Annotated in this window: 23 protein-coding genes; 22 read left to right on the top strand and 1 reads right to left on the bottom strand. The window is 59.8% G+C overall.

Annotated elements, in window-relative coordinates; translation table 11 throughout:
- Positions 1-99 precede the first annotated feature (99 nt).
- The 6 genes from queA (at position 100) to ACZ445_RS24970 (ending at position 6,175) form a co-directional block, all read left to right on the top strand.
- A complete protein-coding gene (gene queA / locus ACZ445_RS24995; protein WP_102591900.1) occupies positions 100-1,149 on the top strand; it encodes a tRNA preQ1(34) S-adenosylmethionine ribosyltransferase-isomerase QueA in 1,050 nt (349 codons plus the stop codon).
- Between the two features lie 5 nt (positions 1,150-1,154).
- Positions 1,155-2,270, top strand: a complete 1,116-nt coding sequence (gene tgt / locus ACZ445_RS24990; RefSeq protein WP_003175976.1) for a tRNA guanosine(34) transglycosylase Tgt — start codon at positions 1,155-1,157, stop codon at positions 2,268-2,270.
- A gap of 43 nt (positions 2,271-2,313) precedes the next feature.
- Positions 2,314-2,652: a preprotein translocase subunit YajC gene (gene yajC / locus ACZ445_RS24985; protein WP_003175975.1), complete on the top strand. Its 339-nt coding sequence runs from the start codon at positions 2,314-2,316 to the stop codon at positions 2,650-2,652.
- A 62-nt stretch (positions 2,653-2,714) separates the two neighbouring features.
- Positions 2,715-4,586 (top strand): protein translocase subunit SecD, encoded by a 1,872-nt coding sequence (gene secD, locus ACZ445_RS24980; RefSeq protein WP_058423382.1) that lies wholly within the window; start codon positions 2,715-2,717, stop codon positions 4,584-4,586.
- Positions 4,587-4,595: 9 nt separating this feature from the next.
- A complete protein-coding gene (gene secF / locus ACZ445_RS24975) occupies positions 4,596-5,510 on the top strand; it encodes a protein translocase subunit SecF (RefSeq protein WP_058423381.1) in 915 nt (304 codons plus the stop codon).
- Positions 5,511-5,632: 122 nt separating this feature from the next.
- Positions 5,633-6,175: a glycine zipper 2TM domain-containing protein gene (locus ACZ445_RS24970; protein WP_015885750.1), complete on the top strand. Its 543-nt coding sequence runs from the start codon at positions 5,633-5,635 to the stop codon at positions 6,173-6,175.
- A 223-nt stretch (positions 6,176-6,398) separates the two neighbouring features.
- Here the strand turns inward: ACZ445_RS24970 and suhB are convergent, their stop codons facing one another.
- Positions 6,399-7,214, bottom strand: coding sequence for a type III secretion system regulator SuhB (suhB, locus tag ACZ445_RS24965; RefSeq protein ID WP_003175971.1), 816 nt, complete (start codon positions 7,212-7,214; stop codon positions 6,399-6,401).
- Positions 7,215-7,359: 145 nt separating this feature from the next.
- On the opposite strand from suhB, the gene trmJ reads away from it, so the two are divergent.
- From trmJ to hisS, 16 genes are all read left to right on the top strand, one after another.
- Positions 7,360-8,130: a tRNA (cytosine(32)/uridine(32)-2'-O)-methyltransferase TrmJ gene (gene trmJ / locus ACZ445_RS24960; protein WP_058423380.1), complete on the top strand. Its 771-nt coding sequence runs from the start codon at positions 7,360-7,362 to the stop codon at positions 8,128-8,130.
- Between the two features lie 2 nt (positions 8,131-8,132).
- Complete coding sequence (gene cysE, locus ACZ445_RS24955; RefSeq protein WP_058423379.1) at positions 8,133-8,915, top strand: serine O-acetyltransferase; 783 nt, start codon at positions 8,133-8,135, stop codon at positions 8,913-8,915.
- A gap of 285 nt (positions 8,916-9,200) precedes the next feature.
- Positions 9,201-9,692 carry a Fe-S cluster assembly transcriptional regulator IscR gene (gene iscR, locus ACZ445_RS24950; protein WP_003194020.1) on the top strand — a complete coding sequence of 164 codons (492 nt, stop codon included), beginning with the start codon at positions 9,201-9,203 and terminating at the stop codon, positions 9,690-9,692.
- A 50-nt stretch (positions 9,693-9,742) separates the two neighbouring features.
- A complete protein-coding gene (locus ACZ445_RS24945) occupies positions 9,743-10,957 on the top strand; it encodes an IscS subfamily cysteine desulfurase (RefSeq protein ID WP_058423378.1) in 1,215 nt (404 codons plus the stop codon).
- Positions 10,958-11,056: 99 nt separating this feature from the next.
- Positions 11,057-11,443 carry a Fe-S cluster assembly scaffold IscU gene (iscU, locus tag ACZ445_RS24940; protein ID WP_028617851.1) on the top strand — a complete coding sequence of 129 codons (387 nt, stop codon included), beginning with the start codon at positions 11,057-11,059 and terminating at the stop codon, positions 11,441-11,443.
- 28 nt (positions 11,444-11,471) lie between these two features.
- Positions 11,472-11,795 (top strand): iron-sulfur cluster assembly protein IscA, encoded by a 324-nt coding sequence (gene iscA / locus ACZ445_RS24935; RefSeq protein WP_003175963.1) that lies wholly within the window; start codon positions 11,472-11,474, stop codon positions 11,793-11,795.
- Positions 11,796-11,803: 8 nt separating this feature from the next.
- On the top strand, positions 11,804-12,325 hold the full coding sequence (hscB, locus tag ACZ445_RS24930) for a co-chaperone HscB (protein WP_058423377.1): 522 nt from the start codon (positions 11,804-11,806) through the stop codon (positions 12,323-12,325).
- A 53-nt stretch (positions 12,326-12,378) separates the two neighbouring features.
- Positions 12,379-14,241 carry a Fe-S protein assembly chaperone HscA gene (gene hscA / locus ACZ445_RS24925; RefSeq protein WP_058423376.1) on the top strand — a complete coding sequence of 621 codons (1,863 nt, stop codon included), beginning with the start codon at positions 12,379-12,381 and terminating at the stop codon, positions 14,239-14,241.
- 3 nt (positions 14,242-14,244) lie between these two features.
- On the top strand, positions 14,245-14,586 hold the full coding sequence (gene fdx, locus ACZ445_RS24920) for an ISC system 2Fe-2S type ferredoxin (protein ID WP_464707692.1): 342 nt from the start codon (positions 14,245-14,247) through the stop codon (positions 14,584-14,586).
- 14 nt (positions 14,587-14,600) lie between these two features.
- The gene (iscX, locus tag ACZ445_RS24915) at positions 14,601-14,801 is read left to right on the top strand and encodes a Fe-S cluster assembly protein IscX (protein WP_016977667.1); all 201 of its coding nucleotides are present in this window, start codon (positions 14,601-14,603) and stop codon (positions 14,799-14,801) included.
- Between the two features lie 91 nt (positions 14,802-14,892).
- Positions 14,893-15,318, top strand: a complete 426-nt coding sequence (gene ndk, locus ACZ445_RS24910; protein WP_003175956.1) for a nucleoside-diphosphate kinase — start codon at positions 14,893-14,895, stop codon at positions 15,316-15,318.
- A gap of 29 nt (positions 15,319-15,347) precedes the next feature.
- On the top strand, positions 15,348-16,496 hold the full coding sequence (gene rlmN / locus ACZ445_RS24905; RefSeq protein WP_058423374.1) for a dual-specificity RNA methyltransferase RlmN: 1,149 nt from the start codon (positions 15,348-15,350) through the stop codon (positions 16,494-16,496).
- Positions 16,497-16,508: 12 nt separating this feature from the next.
- Complete coding sequence (gene pilW, locus ACZ445_RS24900) at positions 16,509-17,267, top strand: type IV pilus biogenesis/stability protein PilW (RefSeq protein WP_058423373.1); 759 nt, start codon at positions 16,509-16,511, stop codon at positions 17,265-17,267.
- Positions 17,267-18,253 carry a RodZ domain-containing protein gene (locus ACZ445_RS24895; protein WP_058423372.1) on the top strand — a complete coding sequence of 329 codons (987 nt, stop codon included), beginning with the start codon at positions 17,267-17,269 and terminating at the stop codon, positions 18,251-18,253. Before pilW ends, ACZ445_RS24895 begins: the two co-directional genes overlap by 1 nt.
- Before the next feature lie 2 nt (positions 18,254-18,255).
- A complete protein-coding gene (ispG, locus tag ACZ445_RS24890) occupies positions 18,256-19,365 on the top strand; it encodes a flavodoxin-dependent (E)-4-hydroxy-3-methylbut-2-enyl-diphosphate synthase (RefSeq protein WP_058423371.1) in 1,110 nt (369 codons plus the stop codon).
- Between the two features lie 21 nt (positions 19,366-19,386).
- Positions 19,387-20,676 carry a histidine--tRNA ligase gene (gene hisS, locus ACZ445_RS24885; protein ID WP_058423370.1) on the top strand — a complete coding sequence of 430 codons (1,290 nt, stop codon included), beginning with the start codon at positions 19,387-19,389 and terminating at the stop codon, positions 20,674-20,676.
- The last annotated feature ends 2 nt before the right edge of the window (positions 20,677-20,678 follow it).

Here is a 20,678-nt window from a genome sequence, read left to right as displayed (position 1 = left end):
GCGAAGTATAGAGAGGTGATTACCGTTGGTCAATCACGTTTCATGGTCAATTTTGACTATTTCCGCTAGACTTCCCGGCCCTGCTAGACGAACCCCATCATGCGCGTTGCTGACTTTACTTTTGAGCTCCCTGATTCGCTGATCGCTCGCCACCCTTTGGCCGAGCGTCGCGCCAGTCGACTGCTGACCCTGGACGGGCTCAGCGGTGCCCTCGCACACCGTCAATTCACTGATTTGCTTGAGCATTTGCGCCCGGGCGACTTGATGGTGTTCAACAATACCCGGGTGATTCCGGCGCGGCTGTTTGGCCAGAAAGCCTCCGGCGGCAAGCTGGAAATCCTGGTGGAGCGGGTGCTGGACAGCCATCGCGTGCTGGCCCATGTGCGCTCCAGCAAGTCGCCGAAACCGGGCTCTTCCATCCTCATTGATGGCGGTGGCGAAGCCGAGATGGTGGCGCGCCATGATGCGCTGTTCGAGCTCAAGTTCGCCGAAGAGGTGTTGCCGCTGCTGGAGCGTGTCGGCCATATGCCGTTGCCTCCTTATATAGACCGCCCCGACGAAGACTCGGACCGCGAGCGCTATCAGACGGTGTACTCCCAGCGCTTGGGCGCCGTCGCTGCACCGACTGCCGGGCTGCATTTCGACCAGCCGCTGCTGGATGCGATTGCGGCCAAGGGCGTCGAGACCGCCTATGTGACCCTGCACGTGGGGGCCGGGACGTTTCAGCCGGTGCGTGTGGATAACATCGAAGACCACCATATGCACAGCGAGTGGCTGGAAGTCAGCCAGGACGTCGTGGATGCCGTGGCTGCGTGCAAGGCGCGTGGCGGGCGGGTGATCGCGGTGGGCACCACCAGCGTGCGCTCCCTGGAGAGTGCGGCGCGTGATGGCGTGCTCAAGCCGTTCAGCGGCGACACCGATATCTTTATCTACCCAGGCCGGCCGTTCCATGTGGTCGATTGCCTGGTCACCAACTTCCATTTGCCGGAATCCACGCTGTTGATGCTGGTGTCGGCATTTGCCGGTTATCCCGAGACCATGGCCGCATATCAAGCCGCCATCGACAATGGGTACCGTTTTTTCAGCTACGGTGATGCGATGTTTATCACCCGTAACCCGGCGCCACGCGGCCCAGAGGAACAACTATGAGTCGTATGTCGTTTGAATTGCTCGCCACCGACGGTAAAGCCCGTCGTGGTCGCCTGACTTTCCCGCGCGGCACCGTCGAGACCCCGGCCTTCATGCCCGTGGGCACCTACGGCACCGTCAAGGGCATGCTGCCGCGTGACATCGTCGCCACCGGCGCCGAGATCATCCTCGGCAACACCTTCCACCTGTGGCTGCGCCCGGGCACGGAAGTGATCAAGAAGCACGGCGACCTGCATGACTTCATGAAGTGGCAGGGCCCGATCCTGACCGACTCGGGTGGTTTTCAGGTGTTCAGCCTGGGTGCCATGCGCAAGATCAAGGAAGAGGGCGTGACCTTCGCCTCGCCGGTGGACGGTTCCAAAGTGTTCATGGGCCCGGAAGAGTCGATGCAGGTCCAGCGTGACCTGGGTTCTGACATCGTGATGATTTTCGACGAATGCACGCCGTACCCGGCTGACGAAGACGTCGCGCGGATTTCCATGGAGTTGTCCCTGCGCTGGGCGCAGCGATCGAAGAATGCCCATGGAGACAACACCGCGGCGCTGTTCGGCATCGTCCAGGGCGGCATGCATGAAAGCCTGCGCAAACGCTCGCTCGAAGGCCTCGACAAGATCGGCTTTGACGGCCTGGCCATCGGCGGTCTGTCGGTGGGCGAGCCCAAGCACGAGATGATCAAGGTACTGGATTACCTGCCGGGCCTGATGCCTGCTGACAAACCTCGTTACCTTATGGGCGTTGGCAAACCGGAAGATCTCGTAGAGGGTGTGCGCCGCGGTGTGGACATGTTCGATTGCGTGATGCCAACCCGTAATGCCCGCAATGGGCATCTGTTCATCGATACAGGCGTGCTGAAGATCCGTAACGCGTTCCATCGCCATGATGATTCGCCGCTGGATCCCACCTGTGACTGCTACACCTGCCAGAACTTCTCCCGTGCTTATCTGCACCATCTGGACAAGTGCGGGGAAATGCTGGGTAGCATGTTGAATACCATCCACAATTTGCGTCACTACCAAGTCCTGATGGCTGGTTTGCGCGAGGCTATTCAACAGGGTACATTGGCCGCCTTCGTCGATGCCTTCTATGCCAAGCGCGGGCTCCCTGTGCCGCCCTTGGACTGAGTTTTCCGACCCTAAGATTCACTATTTGCAACTGGAGTGCTAAATGAGCTTTTTTATCTCTAACGCCATGGCTGATGCCGCTGCGCCTGCCGCTGCCGGTCCTATGGGCGGTGGTTTCGAGTGGATTTTCCTGGTCGGCTTCCTGGTCATCTTCTACCTGATGATCTGGCGTCCACAGGCCAAGCGCGCCAAAGAGCAGAAAAACCTGCTCGGCAGCCTGCAAAAAGGCGACGAAGTGGTGACCACTGGCGGTATCGCCGGCAAGATCACCAAGGTTTCCGATGCTTTTGTGGTCCTGGAAGTCTCCGACACCGTAGAAATGAAGTTCCAGAAGGGCGCCATCGCCGCCACGCTGCCAAAAGGCACGCTCAAAGCGATCTGAGTAACAACCTTTACCAATCGACGGGGCGCGCAAGGCGCCCCGCGTTATAAGCGGGCGGCGTGATGCTGAACAAATACCCTCTGTGGAAATACGTACTGATCCTGGCGGTGCTGGCGATCGGTTTTATTTATTCCGCTCCCAATCTTTATCCTGATGACCCGGCGATCCAGATCACTGGCGCCAGCACTTCGCTGCAGGTCAATCAGGCCGATCTGGACCGTGCGAGCAAAGCGCTCACCGACGCGGGTATCCAGGTCAAGGCGGCAACATTGGCGGCGGGTGCCAAAGGCGGCTTGTTGCGCCTGACCAAGGCAGAAGACCAATTGCCGGCCAAGGACGTCGTACGCAAGGCCATGGGTGATGACTATGTAGTCGCGCTCAACCTGGCACAGACCACCCCACAATGGCTGCGCAGCATTGGCGCGCACCCGATGAAGCTGGGCCTGGACTTGTCCGGTGGTGTGCACTTCCTGCTGGAAGTCGACATGGACAAAGCCCTCGACGCGCGCCTGAAAGTCTACGAAGGCGACGTGAAGAGCCTGCTGCGCAAAGAGAAGCTGCGCTATCGCAGCCTGCCGCAGTTCAACGGTGCCATCCAGCTGGGCTTCTCTGACGAAGCGTCCCGCGAGCAGGCCCGTGCGCTGGTGCGCAAGAACTTCAACGATTTCGACATCGTACCGGCCGACCTCAATGGTCAGCCTGTACTGCGCCTGGCGATGACGCCGGCCAAGATCGCGGAAATCCGTGAATACTCCATCAAGCAGAACTTGACCACGGTGCGTAACCGCGTCAACGAGCTGGGTGTGGCCGAGCCGATCGTCCAGCGCCAGGGCGCCAACCGCATCGTGGTTGAGCTGCCGGGCGTGCAGGACACGGCTGAAGCCAAGCGTATCCTGGGCAAGACCGCCAACCTGGAATTCCGTCTGGCGGCCGAGCCGGGTGCTACCCGTGCCACTGCCGAGGAGTTCGAGTTCCGCGAAGGCAATCGTCCTCCTGCACTGATTGAGCGTGGCTTGATCATCACCGGTGACCAGGTCACCGACGCCAAGGCCGGTTTCGACTCCCAGCACGGTACGCCTGAAGTGAACATCCGCCTGGATGGCCATGGCGGCGACCTGATGAGCCGCGCCACGCGCAGCAACGTCGGTCGCAGCATGGCGGTGATCTTCATCGAGCAGCGCCCTGTCACCACTTACACCAAGCAGATGGTCGACGGCGTCGAGAAGGACGTGCCGGTCCAGACCTTCAAGGAAGAGAAGAAGATCATCAGCCTGGCGACCATCCAGTCGCCGCTGGGTGCTCAATTCCGCATCACTGGCCTGAACGGCCAGGGTGAATCGTCTGAGCTGGCCCTGTTGCTGCGTGCCGGTGGCCTGGCGGCGCCGATGTACTTCGCTGAAGAACGTACCATCGGCCCGAGCCTGGGTGCCGACAACATCACCAAGGGTATCGACGCGGCGTTGTGGGGCATGCTGTTCGTGTCGCTGTTCATCATCGCCATCTACCGCTTCTTCGGCATCATCGCCACCGTGGCCCTGGCGGGCAACATGGTGATGCTGCTGGCCCTGATGTCGCTGCTGGGCGCTACACTGACCCTGCCAGGTATCGCCGGTATCGTACTCACCATGGGTATGGCGGTAGACGCCAACGTACTGATCTTCTCGCGGATCCGTGAAGAGATCGCGGCGGGCATGACCGTACAGCGTGCAATCAACGAAGGCTTCGGCCGGGCATTTACCGCGATTCTCGACTCCAACCTGACCACGTTGCTGGTCGGCGGGATTCTCTTTGCCATGGGCACCGGCCCGGTCAAGGGTTTTGCGGTGACCATGTCCCTCGGTATCTTTACCTCGATGTTCACGGCCATCATGGTGACCCGCGCAATGGTCAACCTGATCTTTGGCGGACGTGACTTCAAGAAGTTGTGGATTTAAGGGGCTGCCATGTTACGTACAATCAACTTCATGGGCGTTCGCAACATTGCGTTCGGCGTCACCGTGCTCCTTACCGTTCTGGCGTTGTTCAGCTGGTTCCATAAGGGCCTGAACTACGGTCTGGACTTCACCGGCGGTACGCTCATCGAGCTGACCTACGAGAAGCCTGCCGACGTTACCCTGGTGCGCAACGAGCTGGTCAAGGCCGGCTATCACGAAGCCATCGTGCAGAGCTTTGGTGCGACCACCGACCTGCTGGTGCGTATGCCGGGCGAAGACCCGCAACTGGGTCACCAGGTGGCCGAGGCCTTGCAGAAGGTCGGCGGCGACAACCCGGCGTCGGTCAAGCGCGTCGAGTTCGTCGGCCCGCAAGTGGGTGAAGAGCTGCGCGACCAGGGCGGCCTCGGCATGCTGATGGCGCTGGTCGGCATCATGATCTACCTGGCCTTCCGCTTTCAGTGGAAGTTCGGTGTTGGCGCGATTGTGTCGCTGATCCACGACGTGATCGTGACCGTGGGTATCCTGGCGTACTTCCAGGTGACCTTCGACCTGACCGTACTGGCGGCTGTACTGGCGATCATTGGTTACTCGCTCAACGACACCATCGTGGTATTCGACCGGGTTCGTGAGAACTTCCGCGTACTGCGCAAGGCGTCGCTGATCGAGAACATCAACATCTCCACCACCCAGACCCTGTTGCGCACCATGGCGACCTCGATCTCCACGTTGCTGGCGATTGCGGCGCTGATGATCTTCGGCGGCGACAACCTGTGGGGCTTCTCACTGGCACTGTTCATCGGCGTACTGGCGGGTACCTATTCGTCGATCTACATCGCCAACGTGGTGCTGATCTGGCTGAACCTCAACAGCGAAGACCTGATCCCTCCGACCAGCACTGGCAAGGAGGTCGACGACCGTCCTTGATGTGCGCTTGTTGATCCGCTGTTACAAAAAGGCACGAGTATTGAACTCGTGCCTTTTTTTTTGCTCCAAGGCTGGGTATAGCGCGGATCTTTCGATCCGTTTGTGATGGTCAGGAGGTTCACGTGAACAAGTCGTTACTGGTTGGTGCGGTATTGGGTGCTGTCGGTGTGACTGCCGGGGGTGCTGTTGCCACCTACAGCCTGGTAAAAAGCGGCCCTGAGTATGCGCAAGTGCTGGCAGTGCAGCCGGTGAAAACCCAGATCAAAACCCCGCGCGAGGTCTGCAAGGATGTCGCCGTGACCCGGCAGAAGCCGGTGCAGGATCAACATCAGATCGTCGGCACCGTGGTCGGTGCGCTGGCTGGTGGCCTACTCGGCAACCAGGTGGGTGGCGGTAATGGCAAGAAGCTGGCTACGGTAGCCGGTGCGGTCGGTGGTGGTTACGCCGGTAACAAGGTTCAGGAAGGCATGCAGAACCGCGATACCTACACCACCACGCAAACTCGCTGTAACACCGTCAACGACATCAGCGACAAAGTGGTCGGTTATGACGTGCGTTACACCTTGGATGGCAAGGAAGGTTCGGTGCGCATGGACCGTGATCCGGGTGGTCAGATTCCGGTCGACAAGGAAGGCCGCTTGGTGCTGGGCCAGAACCAGCAGTAATTCCAAGCCTGATACCGATGCAAAAAGTTGTGTGAGTTCAAAATGTGGGAGGGGGCTTGTTCCCGATAGCGGTGGATTAGTCAGCTCGTTGGGTGCTGACCCACTGCAATCGGGGGCAAGCCCCCTCCCACAATTGATTTGCGTTGTTGCTGGAGTCGCGGCAAACCTCAAATCCCAGGCATAAAAAAAGCACCCTTCGGGGTGCTTTTTTGTGCTCGCTCGCTTAACGCTTCAGCGAAGCCGGCAGGTGCGGCTGGATAGCTGTGAGTACTGCCTTGAAGCATTTGGTGTTGCCGGCCACCACGTGACCTTTCTCAAGGAAGTCATGACCGCCGGTGAAGTCGCTCACCAAGCCGCCCGCTTCCTGGATCAGCAGGGCGCCCGCAGCCATGTCCCACTCGGACAGGCCCGACTCCCAGAACGCATCAAAACGACCGGCAGCCACATACGCCAGGTCCAGGCTTGCCGCGCCAGCGCGGCGGATGCCGGCAGTCTGGCCAACCAGGGCGCGGAACATGCCCAGGTAGTTTTCCAGGTTGTCCATCTGGTCGTCACGGAACGGGAAGCCAGTGCCCAGCAGGGCGCCGTCCAGGCTAGTACGACCGCTGACACGCAGGCGACGACCGTTCAGTTGGGCGCCGCGGCCACGACTGGCGGTGAATTCTTCCTGGCGGACTGGGTCCAGAACCACGGCGTGTTCCAGGCGGCCACGGTATTTGCACGCGATGCTCACGGCAAAGTGCGGGATACCGCGCAGGAAGTTGGTGGTGCCATCCAGTGGGTCGATGATCCACAGGTAGTCTTCGCCTTCACCGCTGCCTTTGTGCAGGCCGGTTTCTTCGCCGAGGATGCCGTGGGTAGGGTAGGCCTTGCGCAGGGCGTCGATAATTTTCTGTTCGGCGGCGCGATCCACCTCGGATACGTAATCCTTGGCGTCTTTTTCGTCGACCTTGATGGTATCCAGGCGCTCGATGGAGCGGAAGATCAATTCACTGGCGCTGCGGGCGGCGCGCAGCGCGATATTCAGCATGGGCTGCATGGATGTGTCACCTAAGGTTGTTAAAGAAAGCCGAGCATTCTAGCAGAAACTTTCTTCAGGTGAAGGACGACGTTAGCTTTCATGGCATAACCTTAGGCTGTTCTGTAAGATTTGCTCCCCTTTCCCGTGTCCGAGAGCGCCTCCCTTGCTGCAAAACATTCGTGTCGTCTTGGTCAATACCAGTCATCCCGGCAACATCGGCGGAGTGGCGCGAGCCATGAAAAACATGGGGCTGACGCGCCTGGTGCTGGTCGAACCACGCGTGTTTCCGCATCACGAGGCCGATGCTCGCGCATCCGGCGCCAATGACCTGCTTGAAAAAGCCCAGGTCGTCGCCACCTTGGAAGACGCGTTGGTCGGCTGCAACCTGGTGCTCGGCACCAGTGCCCGCGACCGCCGCATCCCCTGGCCATTGCTGGATCCGCGTGAGTGCGGCACCAAGGTGGTGGAAGAGGCCGCCGGTGGTGCTGAAATCGCCTTGGTGTTTGGTCGTGAAGACTCCGGCCTCACCAATGAAGAGCTGCAGCGATGTCATTACCACGTGCACATCCCATCAGACCCTGAATTCAGCTCGCTGAACCTCGGGGCAGCGGTGCAGGTGTTGACTTACGAAGTGCGCATGGCCTGGCTGGTCGCTGCTGGTCAGCCAAGCAAGGTAGAGAAGGAAGAGGTTGCCTCGACCAAAAGTGGCGAATTGGCCACCATGGACGAGCTGGAACGGTTCTATGAGCACCTGGAGCAAACCCTGGTGGCCATCGAGTTCCTCGATCCGGAAAAACCACGGCACTTGATGGCGCGCCTGCGTCGCCTTTACGGACGCAGCTCGGTCAGCCGGGCAGAAATGAATATATTGCGTGGCATCCTCACGGAAACCCAGAAAGCGGCCCGTGGCGAGCTTCTTAAGCGGAAGGATTAAAAATGTTCGAGCGTTTGCGAGAAGATATCCAGAGTGTTTTCCACCGTGATCCGGCGGCGCGCAACGCCTTTGAAGTGCTGACCTGCTACCCGGGCATGCACGCCATCTGGATACACCGCCTGTCCGGCGCCTTGTGGGGCATGGGCTGGAAATGGCTGGCGCGGCTGGTGTCGAACTTCGGTCGCTGGTTGACCGGGATCGAGATTCACCCGGGCGCCAAAGTCGGGCGCCGTTTCTTTATTGACCACGGCATGGGCATCGTGATTGGCGAGACCGCCGAAATTGGTGACGACGTGACGCTTTATCAGGGTGTGACCCTGGGCGGCACCAGTTGGAACAAAGGCAAGCGGCACCCCACGCTGGGTGATGGCGTGGTGGTGGGGGCGGGCGCCAAGGTGCTCGGCCCTTTCACCGTCGGTGCGGGTGCCAAGGTCGGTTCCAATGCTGTCGTGACCAAAGCTGTGCCTCCGGGCGCGACCGTTGTCGGTATTCCAGGCCGGATCATCGTCAAGCCGGAAGCCGGCGACGAGCAGGAGGCCAAGCGCAAGGCTATGGCCGAGAAAATCGGTTTCGATGCCTATGGTGTCAGCGAGGATATGCCCGATCCGGTGGCGCGCGCCATCGGCCAGTTACTCGACCACCTGCAGGCGGTGGACGGCAAGTTGGAGGGTATGTGCGGTGCGCTGAAGGATCTGGGCAGCCCTTACTGTGCGAAAGATCTGCCTGAGTTGCGCGAAGAAGACTTTGCCGAAATCAAGGACGAGGCTGCGTCCAAGGCCGGCTGAGGCCTTTCTGTGGGAGGGGGCTTGCCCCCGATAGCAATGTGTCAGTCACCACTTTCGTGGCTGGTACACCGCTATCGGGAGCAAGCTCCCTCCCACATTTTGGTCTCCGTTGATCCAGCGATCTCCATCCGCCCTTGTTCTCGCTGTTCGTCGTCGACCCATCCTGCTATGATTCGCGCGCCCTTTTTACGGGTAATCCTGACTAAAGTACTAGGTCTTATAGTTGACTTAAATACTCGGGAATCGCATACTTGCTCCCATTCTGAAACACCTTGGTACTTGTCCATGAGACTGACTACAAAAGGCCGATACGCGGTGACCGCCATGCTCGACTTGGCTTTGCACGCGCAAACTGGGCCGGTGTCCCTGGCCGATATCTCTGAGCGCCAAGGCATTTCCCTGTCCTACCTCGAGCAACTGTTCGCCAAATTGCGTCGCAGCAACCTGGTGTCCAGTGTGCGTGGGCCGGGTGGTGGCTATCAGTTGTCCCGTGACATGCAGGGCATTCAGGTCGCCCAGGTGATCGACGCGGTCAACGAATCCGTCGACGCCACCAAATGCCAGGGGTTGGGTGATTGCCATGCCGGCGACACCTGCCTCACGCACCACCTGTGGTGTGATTTGAGCCTGCAGATCCATGAGTTTTTGAGTGGTATCAGCTTGGCTGATCTTGTGACTCGCCGTGAGGTGCAAGAAGTAGCCCAGCGTCAGGACCAGCGCCGTTGCAACACCAAGGCGCCGCGTCTGGACAAGATCGAAGCGTCCGCCGTCGAGTGACAGCCGAAGAGCTAACGGCACGCCAGCCAGCCTGATTTAGGAGAAAGTCCATGAAATTGCCGATTTACCTTGATTACTCAGCGACCACCCCGGTTGATCCGCGTGTCGCGCAAAAGATGAGCGAATGCCTGCTGGTTGACGGAAACTTCGGCAACCCGGCCTCCCGTTCCCACGTATTCGGCTGGAAAGCCGAGGAAGCGGTCGAGAACGCTCGTCGCCAGGTGGCAGACCTGGTTGGCGCAGACCCGCGTGAAATCGTCTGGACCTCCGGTGCCACCGAGTCCGACAACCTGGCTATCAAGGGCGCGGCGCATTTCTACGCGACCAAAGGCAAGCACCTGATCACCACCAAGATTGAGCACAAGGCTGTCCTCGACACCATGCGCCAACTGGAGCGTGAAGGTTTCGAGGTTACCTACCTCGAGCCAACCACCGACGGCATCGTCACCCCGGCCATGATCGAAGCCGCGCTGCGTGAAGACACCATCCTGGTTTCCGTGATTCACGTGAACAACGAAATCGGCACCATCAACGACATCGCAGCCATCGGCGAGCTGACCCGTTCCAAGGGCATCCTGCTGCACGTCGACGCTGCACAGTCCACCGGCAAGGTCGACATCGACCTGTCGAAACTGAAAGTCGACCTGATGTCGTTCTCGGCCCACAAGACCTACGGCCCCAAAGGCATCGGCGCCCTGTACGTGAGCCGCAAGCCACGTGTGCGCATCGAAGCCACCATGCACGGCGGCGGTCACGAGCGCGGCATGCGTTCGGGCACCCTGGCGACCCACCAGATCGTGGGCATGGGCGAAGCCTTCCGCGTGGCCAAGGAAGACATGGCTGCCGAAAACGTGCGCATCAAAGCGCTGAGCGACCGCTTCTACAAGCAGGTCGAAGGCCTTGAAGAGCTGTACATCAACGGCAGCATGACCGCCCGCGTACCGCACAACCTGAATTTGAGCTTCAACTACGTCGAAGGCGAGTCGCTGATCATGGCCCTCAAGGACCTGGCGGTTTCGTCCGGTTCGGCCTGCACCTCGGCGTCCCTTGAGCCTTCGTACGTACTGCGCGCCCTGGGCCGTAACGACGAACTGGCACACAGCTCGATCCGCTTTACGTTCGGCCGTTTCACCACCGAAGAGCAAGTCGACTACGCCGCGCAGAAAGTCTGTGAAGCCGTCAACAAGCTGCGCGTCCTGTCGCCGCTGTGGGACATGTACAAAGACGGTGTCGATATTTCCAAGATCGAGTGGGCGGCACACTAACTATAGAAGCCGCCACCCCAGCTCTGTAGGAACGTGGCGGAAAACGCAGGCGTTTCTACAGGGTTCCAGAGCGGCCCTGATGAGTGAGGATTCAGTACCATGGCTTACAGCGAAAAGGTCATCGACCACTACGAAAACCCGCGCAACGTCGGCAAGATGGACGCGGAAGACCCTGATGTCGGCACCGGCATGGTCGGCGCTCCGGCGTGCGGCGATGTGATGCGCCTGCAGATCAAGGTCAACGACGCTGGCGTTATCGAAGACGCCAAGTTCAAGACCTACGGCTGCGGTTCGGCCATCGCTTCCAGTTCACTGGCGACCGAATGGATGAAAGGCAAGACCCTGGATGAGGCTGTCACTATCAGCAACACCCAACTGGCCGAAGAACTGGCCCTGCCGCCCGTGAAAATCCACTGCTCGGTACTCGCAGAAGACGCCATCAAGGCGGCCGTTCGCGACTACAAGCAGAAGAAAGGCTTGATTTAAGCATTTGGCGACGAGTAAGGAGTCAACGATGGCTATCAGCATGACAGAAGCGGCTGCGCAGCACATTCGCCGCTCCCTGAATGGGCGCGGTAAAGGTGAGGGGATTCGTCTGGGTGTTCGCACCACGGGCTGTTCCGGCCTTGCCTACGTGCTGGAGTTTGTCGACGAGGTGGTTGCGGAAGACCAGGTGTTCGAGAGTCACGGCGAAAAAGTGATCATCGACCCCAAGAGCCTGACCTACCTGGACGGCACCGAACTCGATTTCGTCAAGGAAGGGTTGAACGAAGGCTTCAAGTTCAATAACCCCAACGTCCGCGGTGAATGTGGCTGCGGCGAAAGCTTCAACATCTGAGGCTACTCGTGGGTACTCCTTGTCATTTCGCTTTATTCGAGCTGCAGCCGAGCTTTCGGCTGGACCTTGAGCAGCTTGCCACGCGCTACCGAGAACTGGCGCGTGGGGTGCATCCGGACCGCTTCGCTGACGCTTCCGAGCGTGAGCAGCGCGTGGCGCTGGAGAAGTCGGCCAGCCTCAACGAAGCCTATCAGACGCTCAAAAGTCCCCCGAAACGCGCGCGCTACCTGCTCGCGATGAACGGTGGTGAGTTGCCGCTGGAAGTCACGGTGCACGATCCGGACTTCCTGATGCAGCAGATGCAGTGGCGCGAAGAACTCGAAGACTTGCAGGACGAAGCCGATCTGGCCGGCGTCGCAATCTTCAAGCGTCGTCTGAAAACTGCCCAGGATGAGCTCAACGAAAGCTTCGCAGCCTGTTGGAATGATGCAGCGCAACGCGAACAGGCCGAACGCCTGATGCGGCGCATGCAGTTCCTCGACAAGCTCACCTACGAAGTGCGCCAGCTAGAAGAGCGCCTCGACGATTAACCCAGTGTGCTGCCCGTGATGCACGCCTGATAGACAGATAAGACCTGATTACCATGGCCCTACTGCAAATCGCCGAACCCGGCCAAAGCCCTCAACCGCACCAGCGTCGCCTGGCGGTCGGGATTGACCTGGGCACCACCAATTCCCTGGTTGCTGCCTTGCGCAGCGGCCTGTCCGAGCCGTTGCCCGACGCTGATGGCCAGGTGATCCTGCCGTCTGCCGTGCGCTATCACGCTGATCGCACCGAGGTCGGTGAGTCGGCCAAGCTGGCAGCCTCTACCGATCCTCTGAACACCGTGCTGTCGGTCAAGCGCTTGATGGGGCGTGGTCTGTCGGACGTCAAGCAATTGGGCGACCAGCTGCCATACCGCTTTGTTGGCGGTGAATCCCATATGCCGTTCATCGACACTGTCCAAGGCCCGAAAAGCCCGGTGGAAGTGTCGGCCGATATCCTCAAGGTGCTGCGCCAGCGCGCGGAAAAAACCCTGGGCGGCGAACTGGTCGGTGCCGTAATCACCGTTCCGGCTTATTTCGATGACGCTCAGCGCCAGGCCACCAAGGACGCGGCGAAACTCGCCGGCTTGAACGTACTGCGCCTGCTCAACGAGCCGACCGCAGCGGCCGTGGCCTATGGCCTGGACCAGCACGCCGAAGGCCTCGTCGCTATTTACGACCTGGGCGGCGGCACCTTTGATATTTCGATTTTGCGCCTGACCGGCGGTGTCTTCGAAGTGCTGGCCACCGGTGGCGACAGCGCCCTGGGCGGCGATGACTTCGACCACGCCATTGCGGGCTGGATTATCAGTGGCGCCGGCTTGTCTGCCGACCTGGACCCGGGCGCGCAGCGCAGCCTGCTGCAAACCGCCTGCGCCGCCAAAGAAGCGCTGACGGATTCCGCATCTGTTGAAGTTTCCTACGGCACCTGGTCGGCCCAGCTGACCCGTGAGGCCTTTGATGCGCTGATCGAGCCTATGGTCGCCCGCAGCCTCAAAGCCTGCCGCCGTGCCGTGCGTGATTCCGGTATCGAACTGGAAGACGTGGGGGCCGTGGTCATGGTCGGTGGTTCCACCCGCGTCCCGCGCGTGCGTGACGCTGTCGCCGAAGCTTTTGGCCGCCAGCCGCTGACTGAAATCGACCCGGACCAGGTGGTCGCCATTGGCGCCGCTATCCAGGCTGATACCCTGGCCGGTAACAAGCGCGATGGTGGCGAACTGCTGCTGCTCGACGTGATCCCGCTGTCCCTGGGCCTGGAAACTATGGGTGGCCTGATGGAGAAGGTGATTCCACGCAACACCACCATCCCCGTCGCCCGCGCCCAGGACTTCACCACTTACAAAGACGGCCAGACGGCCATGATGATTCATGTGCTGCAAGGCGAGCGCGAGCTGATCAGCGACTGCCGCTCCCTGGCGCGCTTTGAATTGCGCGGTATTCCGGCAATGGTGGCCGGTGCGGCGAAGATTCGCGTGACCTTCCAGGTTGACGCCGACGGCTTGCTCAACGTCGCTGCGCGTGAGTTGGGTTCGGGTGTTGAGGCCAGCATCCAGGTCAAGCCGTCCTACGGCCTGACCGACGGCGAAATCGCCAAGATGCTCAAGGACTCATTCCAATATGCCGGTGACGACAAAGTCGCTCGCGTGCTGCGCGAGCAACAAGTGGATGCCCGGCGCCTGCTCGAAGCGGTGCAGGGTGCCCTTGAGGTCGACGGCGAGCGCCTGCTGGATGCCGAAGAGCGCATGGTCATCGACCTGCAGATGCAGGAACTGGCCGAATTGATGAAAGGCAACGACGGCTATGCCATCGAGCAACAGACCAAGCGCCTGTCGCAAGTGACGGATGCCTTTGCCGCCCGCCGCATGGATCAGACGGTGAAAGCCGCACTGGCCGGGCGCAACCTGAATGAAATCGAGGAATAATTAATGCCGCAGGTCATTTTTCTGCCACACGCCGAGCATTGCCCGGACGGTATGGTCGTGGAGGCTGAGACCGGCAAGTCCATCCTCGAAGTTGCCCATGACAACCACATCGAGATCGAAAGTGCCTGCGGCGGTGTCTGCGCCTGCACCACCTGTCATTGCATCATCCGCAAGGGTTTCAACACCCTGGAAGAAGCAGACGAGCTGGAAGAGGACTTTCTTGACCGTGCCTGGGGCCTGGAAGCGACTTCTCGCCTAAGCTGTCAGGCAAAGGTCGGTACGAAAGACATCACCGTCGAAATTCCGAAGTATTCCCTCAACCATGCTGCCGAAGCGCCGCATTGATTCAAGGAAGTGTCATGAGTCTTAAATGGGTTGATGTGCAAGAGATCGCTATCCTGTTGGCCGATGCCAACCCGGATCTGGATCCTTACTCCCTGAACTTTGTAGCTTTGCGTGACATGGTCATGGCGTTGCCAGGGTTCGAAGATGAGCGTGATCGCGGTGGTGAAAAGGTCCTGGAGGCTATCCAGACTGCCTGGAAAGAAGAACAGGACTGACGCCTCCCTTACGCAGTTAGGCAATACCCAATAACCCGCGTATAATTCGCGGGTTTAATTTTTCGTAAATTACCGTTTCTGGAGTTACACCATGGCTGTTCAACGTACTTTCTCCATCATCAAGCCTGACGCTGTTGCAAAAAACGTCATCGGCGAGATCACCACTCGTTTCGAAAAAGCCGGCCTGAAGGTTGTAGCTTCGAAACTCAAGCAACTGTCCAAGGCTGAAGCTGAAGGCTTCTACGCTGAGCACAGCGCTCGTGGCTTCTTCGGCGACCTGGTTGCCTTCATGATCTCCGGTCCTGTTGTTGTCCAGGTTCTGGAAGGCGAAAACGCTATCGCTTTGAACCGTGAGCTGATGGGCGCTACCAACCCTAAAGAAGCCGCTGCCGGCACCATCCGTGCTGACTTCGCCGAGTCCATCGACGCCAACGCTGTACACGGTTCGGACTCCGAAGCCGCTGCTGCTCGCGAAATCTCGTACTTCTTCGCAGCTACTGAAGTAACCGCTCGCTAAGCATCGGCTTAAAGAGTGAGGGTGAATCCATGACGACATCGACTGTAAAAACCAACCTGCTGGGGCTGACCCAGCCGGAAATGGAGAAATTCTTCGACTCAATCGGGGAGAAGCGTTTCCGTGCCGGTCAGGTAATGAAATGGATTCACCACTTTGGCGTCGATGATTTCGACGCCATGACGAACGTCAGCAAGGCCCTGCGCGACAAGCTCAAGGCCATTGCCGAGGTACGTGGTCCGGAAGTGGTCAGCGAGGACATCTCCAGCGACGGCACCCGTAAATGGGTGGTGCGCGTTGCGTCCGGCAGCTGCGTCGAGACCGTGTACATTCCCCAGGGCAAACGCGGCACCTTGTGCGTTTCGTCCCAGGCAGGCTGTGCCCTGGACTGCAGTTTCTGCTCCACCGGCAAGCAAGGCTTCAATAGCAACCTCACCGCCGCCGAAGTGATCGGCCAGGTGTGGATTGCCAACAAATCCTTTGGCAGCGTCCCGGCGACCGTCGACCGTGCCATCACCAACGTGGTGATGATGGGCATGGGTGAGCCGCTGCTGAACTTCGACAACGTGGTTTCGGCCATGCACCTGATGATGGACGACTTGGGCTACGGCATCTCCAAGCGCCGTGTGACCCTGTCCACCTCCGGCGTGGTGCCGATGATCGATGAGCTGTCCAAGCACATCGACGTCTCCCTGGCGTTGTCGCTGCACGCACCCAATGACGCATTGCGTAACCAATTGGTGCCGATCAACAAGAAGTATCCGCTTAAGATGCTGCTCGAATCTTGCCAGCGCTATATGTCGTCCCTGGGCGAAAAGCGCGTGCTGACCATCGAGTACACCTTGCTCAAGGACATCAATGACAAGGTCGAGCACGCGGTCGAGATGATCGAGTTGCTCAAGAACATCCCGTGCAAGATCAACCTGATTCCGTTTAACCCGTTTCCACATTCTGGCTACGAGCGGCCGAGCAACAACGCCATCCGTCGTTTCCAGGATCAACTGCACCAGGCCGGCTACAACGTCACCGTCCGCACCACCCGTGGTGAAGACATCGACGCCGCCTGTGGCCAATTGGTCGGGCAGGTGATGGACCGCACCCGCCGCAGCGAGCGTTATATCGCCGGACGTGAAGTGAACGCCGCCGACGATTTACCGCTGATCGCTGTGAATCGAATCTGAGAGAGGATCTCTATGCCCTTGCGCCTTGCGCTGCTTCTGCTTGTTACCGGTCTGTCGGCCGGTTGTGTTTCATCGGGTCATGACAGCCCTTTGCAAACCGGTAAAGGCCGTGATGAGGCGCGAGTTGCCTACGTGCAACTGGGCTTGGGTTACTTGCAACAAGGTATGAGCGAGCAGGCCAAGGTGCCGTTGAAGAAGGCGCTTGAGCTGGACAGCGACGATGCCGACGCCAATGCCGCACTGGCCCTGGTGTTCCAGGCCCAGGCCGAGCCTGAACTGGCTGACCGGTATTTCCACAAGGCTCTGGCGGCACGGCCTGCCGACCCGCGGCTGCTGAACAACTACGGCAGTTTCCTGTTTGCGCAGAAGCGTTATGAGCAGGCCGCCCTTTATTTCCAGCAGGCCAGCATCGATACCCTCTATCCTGAGCGTTCGCGGGTGTTCGAGAACCTTGGGGTCACCTCGATCCGCCTCGGCCAGCGCGACGATGCCCGCCGGCAACTGGAAAAAGCCCTGCATTTGAATGGTCGCCAGCCTCGGGCATTGCTCGAAATGGCTGAGATATCCTTTGATGACAGGCATTATGTGCCGGCACGTGACTATTACGAGCGTTTTAGCCTGCTCAGCGGGCAAAATGCACGTAGTCTATTGCTCGGTGTGCGGCTGGCGACGGTTCATGAAGAACACGACACGGCCGCGCGTTTTGGCCAGCAACTCGAACGACTCTATCCCGGTACGCCGGAATATCAGCAATACCTGTCGGAGCAATGATGAAAGCGGCGCACCCGGAAGTTGTAGCAGCTAATCGCGTAAACCCAGGCGAGACCTTGCGTCAGGCCCGCGAAAGCAATGGTTGGTCGCTGGCTGAAGTGGCCCTCAAGCTCAATTTGACCAGCACATCCCTGGGCAACCTGGAAGCCGGCGCGTTCGATAAGCTGCCTGGGCATACTTTCGCCCGCGGCTATATCCGTGCCTACGCCAAGCTGCTGGGGATCGACCAGGCTGTTTTAGTCCAGGAATTCGACCAGTTCACCGGCACCGACTCTCAAGGCAGCAATGTGCATGGCCTGGGTCGCATCGAAGAACCGGTGCGGGTTTCCCACACGATTTTGCGAATTGTCAGCCTGTTGTTGCTGATCGCTGTCATTGGTGGCGGTTTTGTCTGGTGGCAAGACCAGACCTCCCAGCGCACCAAGGACCTGACCAGCAACGCCATGGAGCACGTCGAAGTCGAAAGCGCCGACGGCACTACCCAGATCCATCCGTTGGACGAGCCGGAAGACCAGGCGGTAGCAGAAGGCCAAGCCGCGCCTGAAGCGCCGCTTGCCACAGAGCAGCCAGCAACGGAAACCGCACCTGCCGCGACCGCTGCCGCAGCTGTTCCCGCGACGCCGGCTGCTTCGGGTGCCACAGCCCATACACCGGCCGCTCCAGTGCAGGCGCCAGCGACTCCAGCGCCAGCCGCTCCGGCAGCCCCTGCGATTTCGCCACCTACCACCCCAGCGTTGATCGCCGGTGATGGGCGCGTACAGATTACCTTCGTCGCCGACTGCTGGACGCAAGTCACCGACGGCAATGGCAAAGTGCTGTTTAGCGGTCTGAAGCGTAAGGGAGATACGCTCGACCAGGGCGGCAAGCCTCCTTTGACGCTGCGTCTGGGCTTTGCCCGTGGCGCGCAAGTGGCCTACAACGGCCAGCCTGTGGACGTAGCGCCGTTCACCACCGGCGAGACCGCTCGCCTGAAGTTGGGACAATAGTCATGCACGGCGAATCTCCAATCAAACGTCGCGTATCGCGCAAAATCTGGGTCGGCTCGGTGCCGGTGGGTGGCGACGCCCCCATCGCCGTACAGAGTATGACCAACAGCGACACCAATGACGTGGCCGCCACCGTTGCCCAGATCAACCGTCTGGAAGCCGCTGGCGTGGACATCGTGCGCGTTTCCGTGCCGGACATGGATGCTGCCGAGGCCTTCGGTCGCATCAAGCAACTGGTCAAGGTGCCATTGGTTGCCGACATTCACTTCGACCACAAGATCGCATTGCGCGTGGCCGAATTGGGTGTGGACTGCCTGCGTATCAACCCGGGCAACATCGGCAGCGAAGCCCGTGTGCGTGCGGTGGTGGATGCTGCTCGCGATCGGGGCATTCCGATCCGCATCGGCGTCAACGCCGGTTCCCTGGAAAAAGACCTGCAAAAGAAATACGGCGAGCCGACCCCGGCGGCGCTGGTTGAATCGGCGCTGCGCCACGTTGAACACCTTGAACGCCTGAATTTCCAGGACTACAAGGTCAGCGTAAAGGCCTCCGACGTGTTCATGGCGGTAGAAGCCTACCGCCTGCTGGCCAAGGAAATCGTGCAGCCGTTGCACCTGGGTATCACTGAAGCCGGCGGTTTACGCTCAGGCACAGTGAAATCTGCGGTGGGTCTCGGTATGCTGCTCGCCGAAGGGATTGGCGATACCATCCGCATCTCCCTGGCGGCAGACCCCGTAGAGGAAGTGAAAGTCGGTTACGACATTCTCAAATCCCTGCGTTTGCGTTCCCGAGGCATCAACTTCATTGCCTGCCCGAGCTGCTCGCGGCAGAACTTCGACGTGGTGAAAACCATGAACGAACTGGAAGGACGCCTCGAAGACCTGCTGGTGCCGCTGGATGTTGCGGTGATCGGCTGCGTGGTCAACGGGCCGGGAGAAGCCAAAGAGGCGCACATCGGCCTGACCGGCGGCTCACCGAACCTGATCTACATCGACGGTAAACCGTCGCAGAAGTTGACGAATGACAATCTGGTGGATGATCTCGAAAGACTGATCCGCGAGAAAGCGGCCGAAAAGGTCGCGGCTGACGCAGCGCTGATCGCGCGTGGCTAAGAACGAATTTAAGGATTTGATGTGAGCAAGTCTCTGCAAGCCATTCGTGGCATGAACGACATCCTTCCGGAGCAGACGCCGCTGTGGCGCTACTTCGAGGGCACAGTTGCGCGCCTGCTGGATAACTACGGTTACAAGCAGATCCGCATGCCGATCGTCGAGTTCACCGAGCTGTTCAAGCGCTCCATCGGTGAAGTGACCGACATCGTCGAAAAAGAGATGTACACCTTTGAAGACCGCAACGGCGACTCCCTGACCCTGCGTCCGGAAGGCACCGCTGCGTGCGTGCGCGCTGTGCTTGAGCATGGTCTCACCGGCGCTGGCCAGCCGCAGAAATTGTGGTACATCGGCCCGATGTTCCGTCACGAACGCCCACAGAAAGGCCGTTATCGCCAGTTTCACCAGATCGGCCTGGAAGTGTTCAACATCGACGGCCCGGACATCGACGCCGAGTTGATCGTACTGACTTGGCGCCTGTGGGGCCTGCTGGGCATCCGCGACGCGGTCAAGCTTGAACTCAACAGCCTGGGCACCAGTGAATCCCGTGGTCGTTATAAAGTGGCCCTGGTCGAGTACCTGTCGGCCCACCTGGACAAGTTGGACGAAGACAGCCAGCGCCGCCTGAAAACCAACCCGTTGCGCGTCCTCGATACCAAGAACGCCGATACCCAGGCCGTGCTGGTCAACGCGCCGAAAATGGCCGATTACCTGGACGACGAGTCCCGTATTCACTTCGAGGGCCTCAAGGCTCGCCTGGAAGCGGCCGGTATTCCGTTTGTGATCAACACCAAGCTGGTTCGTGGCCTCGATTACTACAGCAAGACGGTCTTCGAGTGGGTCACCGACAAGCTTGGCGCCCAGGGCACCGTGTGTGCCGGTGGCCGCTACGACGGCCTGGTCGAGCAGATGGGCGGCAAACCGACCACCGGCGTAGGTTTTGCCATGGGCATCGAGCGGTTGATCCTGCTGCTGGAAACCCTTGAGCAGGTCCCGGAAGAGATCTCCCGTCAGGTGGACGTGTACCTGTGCGCCTTTGGCGAGGCCGCCGAACTGGCAGCCCTGGCCCTGAGCGAACAAGTGCGCGACCAGTTGCCGAACCTGCGCCTGCAGATCAACGCCGGCGCCGGTAGCTTCAAGAGCCAGTTCAAGAAGGCCGACAAGAGCGGTGCGTTGTATGCACTGATCCTCGGCGAAGACGAGCTGGCCCAGCAAGTGATAGGTTTCAAACCCCTGCGTGGCCAGGGTGAGCAACAGAACATTGCCTTTGATGCGCTCGCTGCGCACTTGGCCACCTGCGTCGTGCAGGGTTGAAG

This window comes from Pseudomonas allii (assembly GCF_055380095.1).
This window is presented reverse-complemented; position numbering and strand designations above follow the sequence as displayed.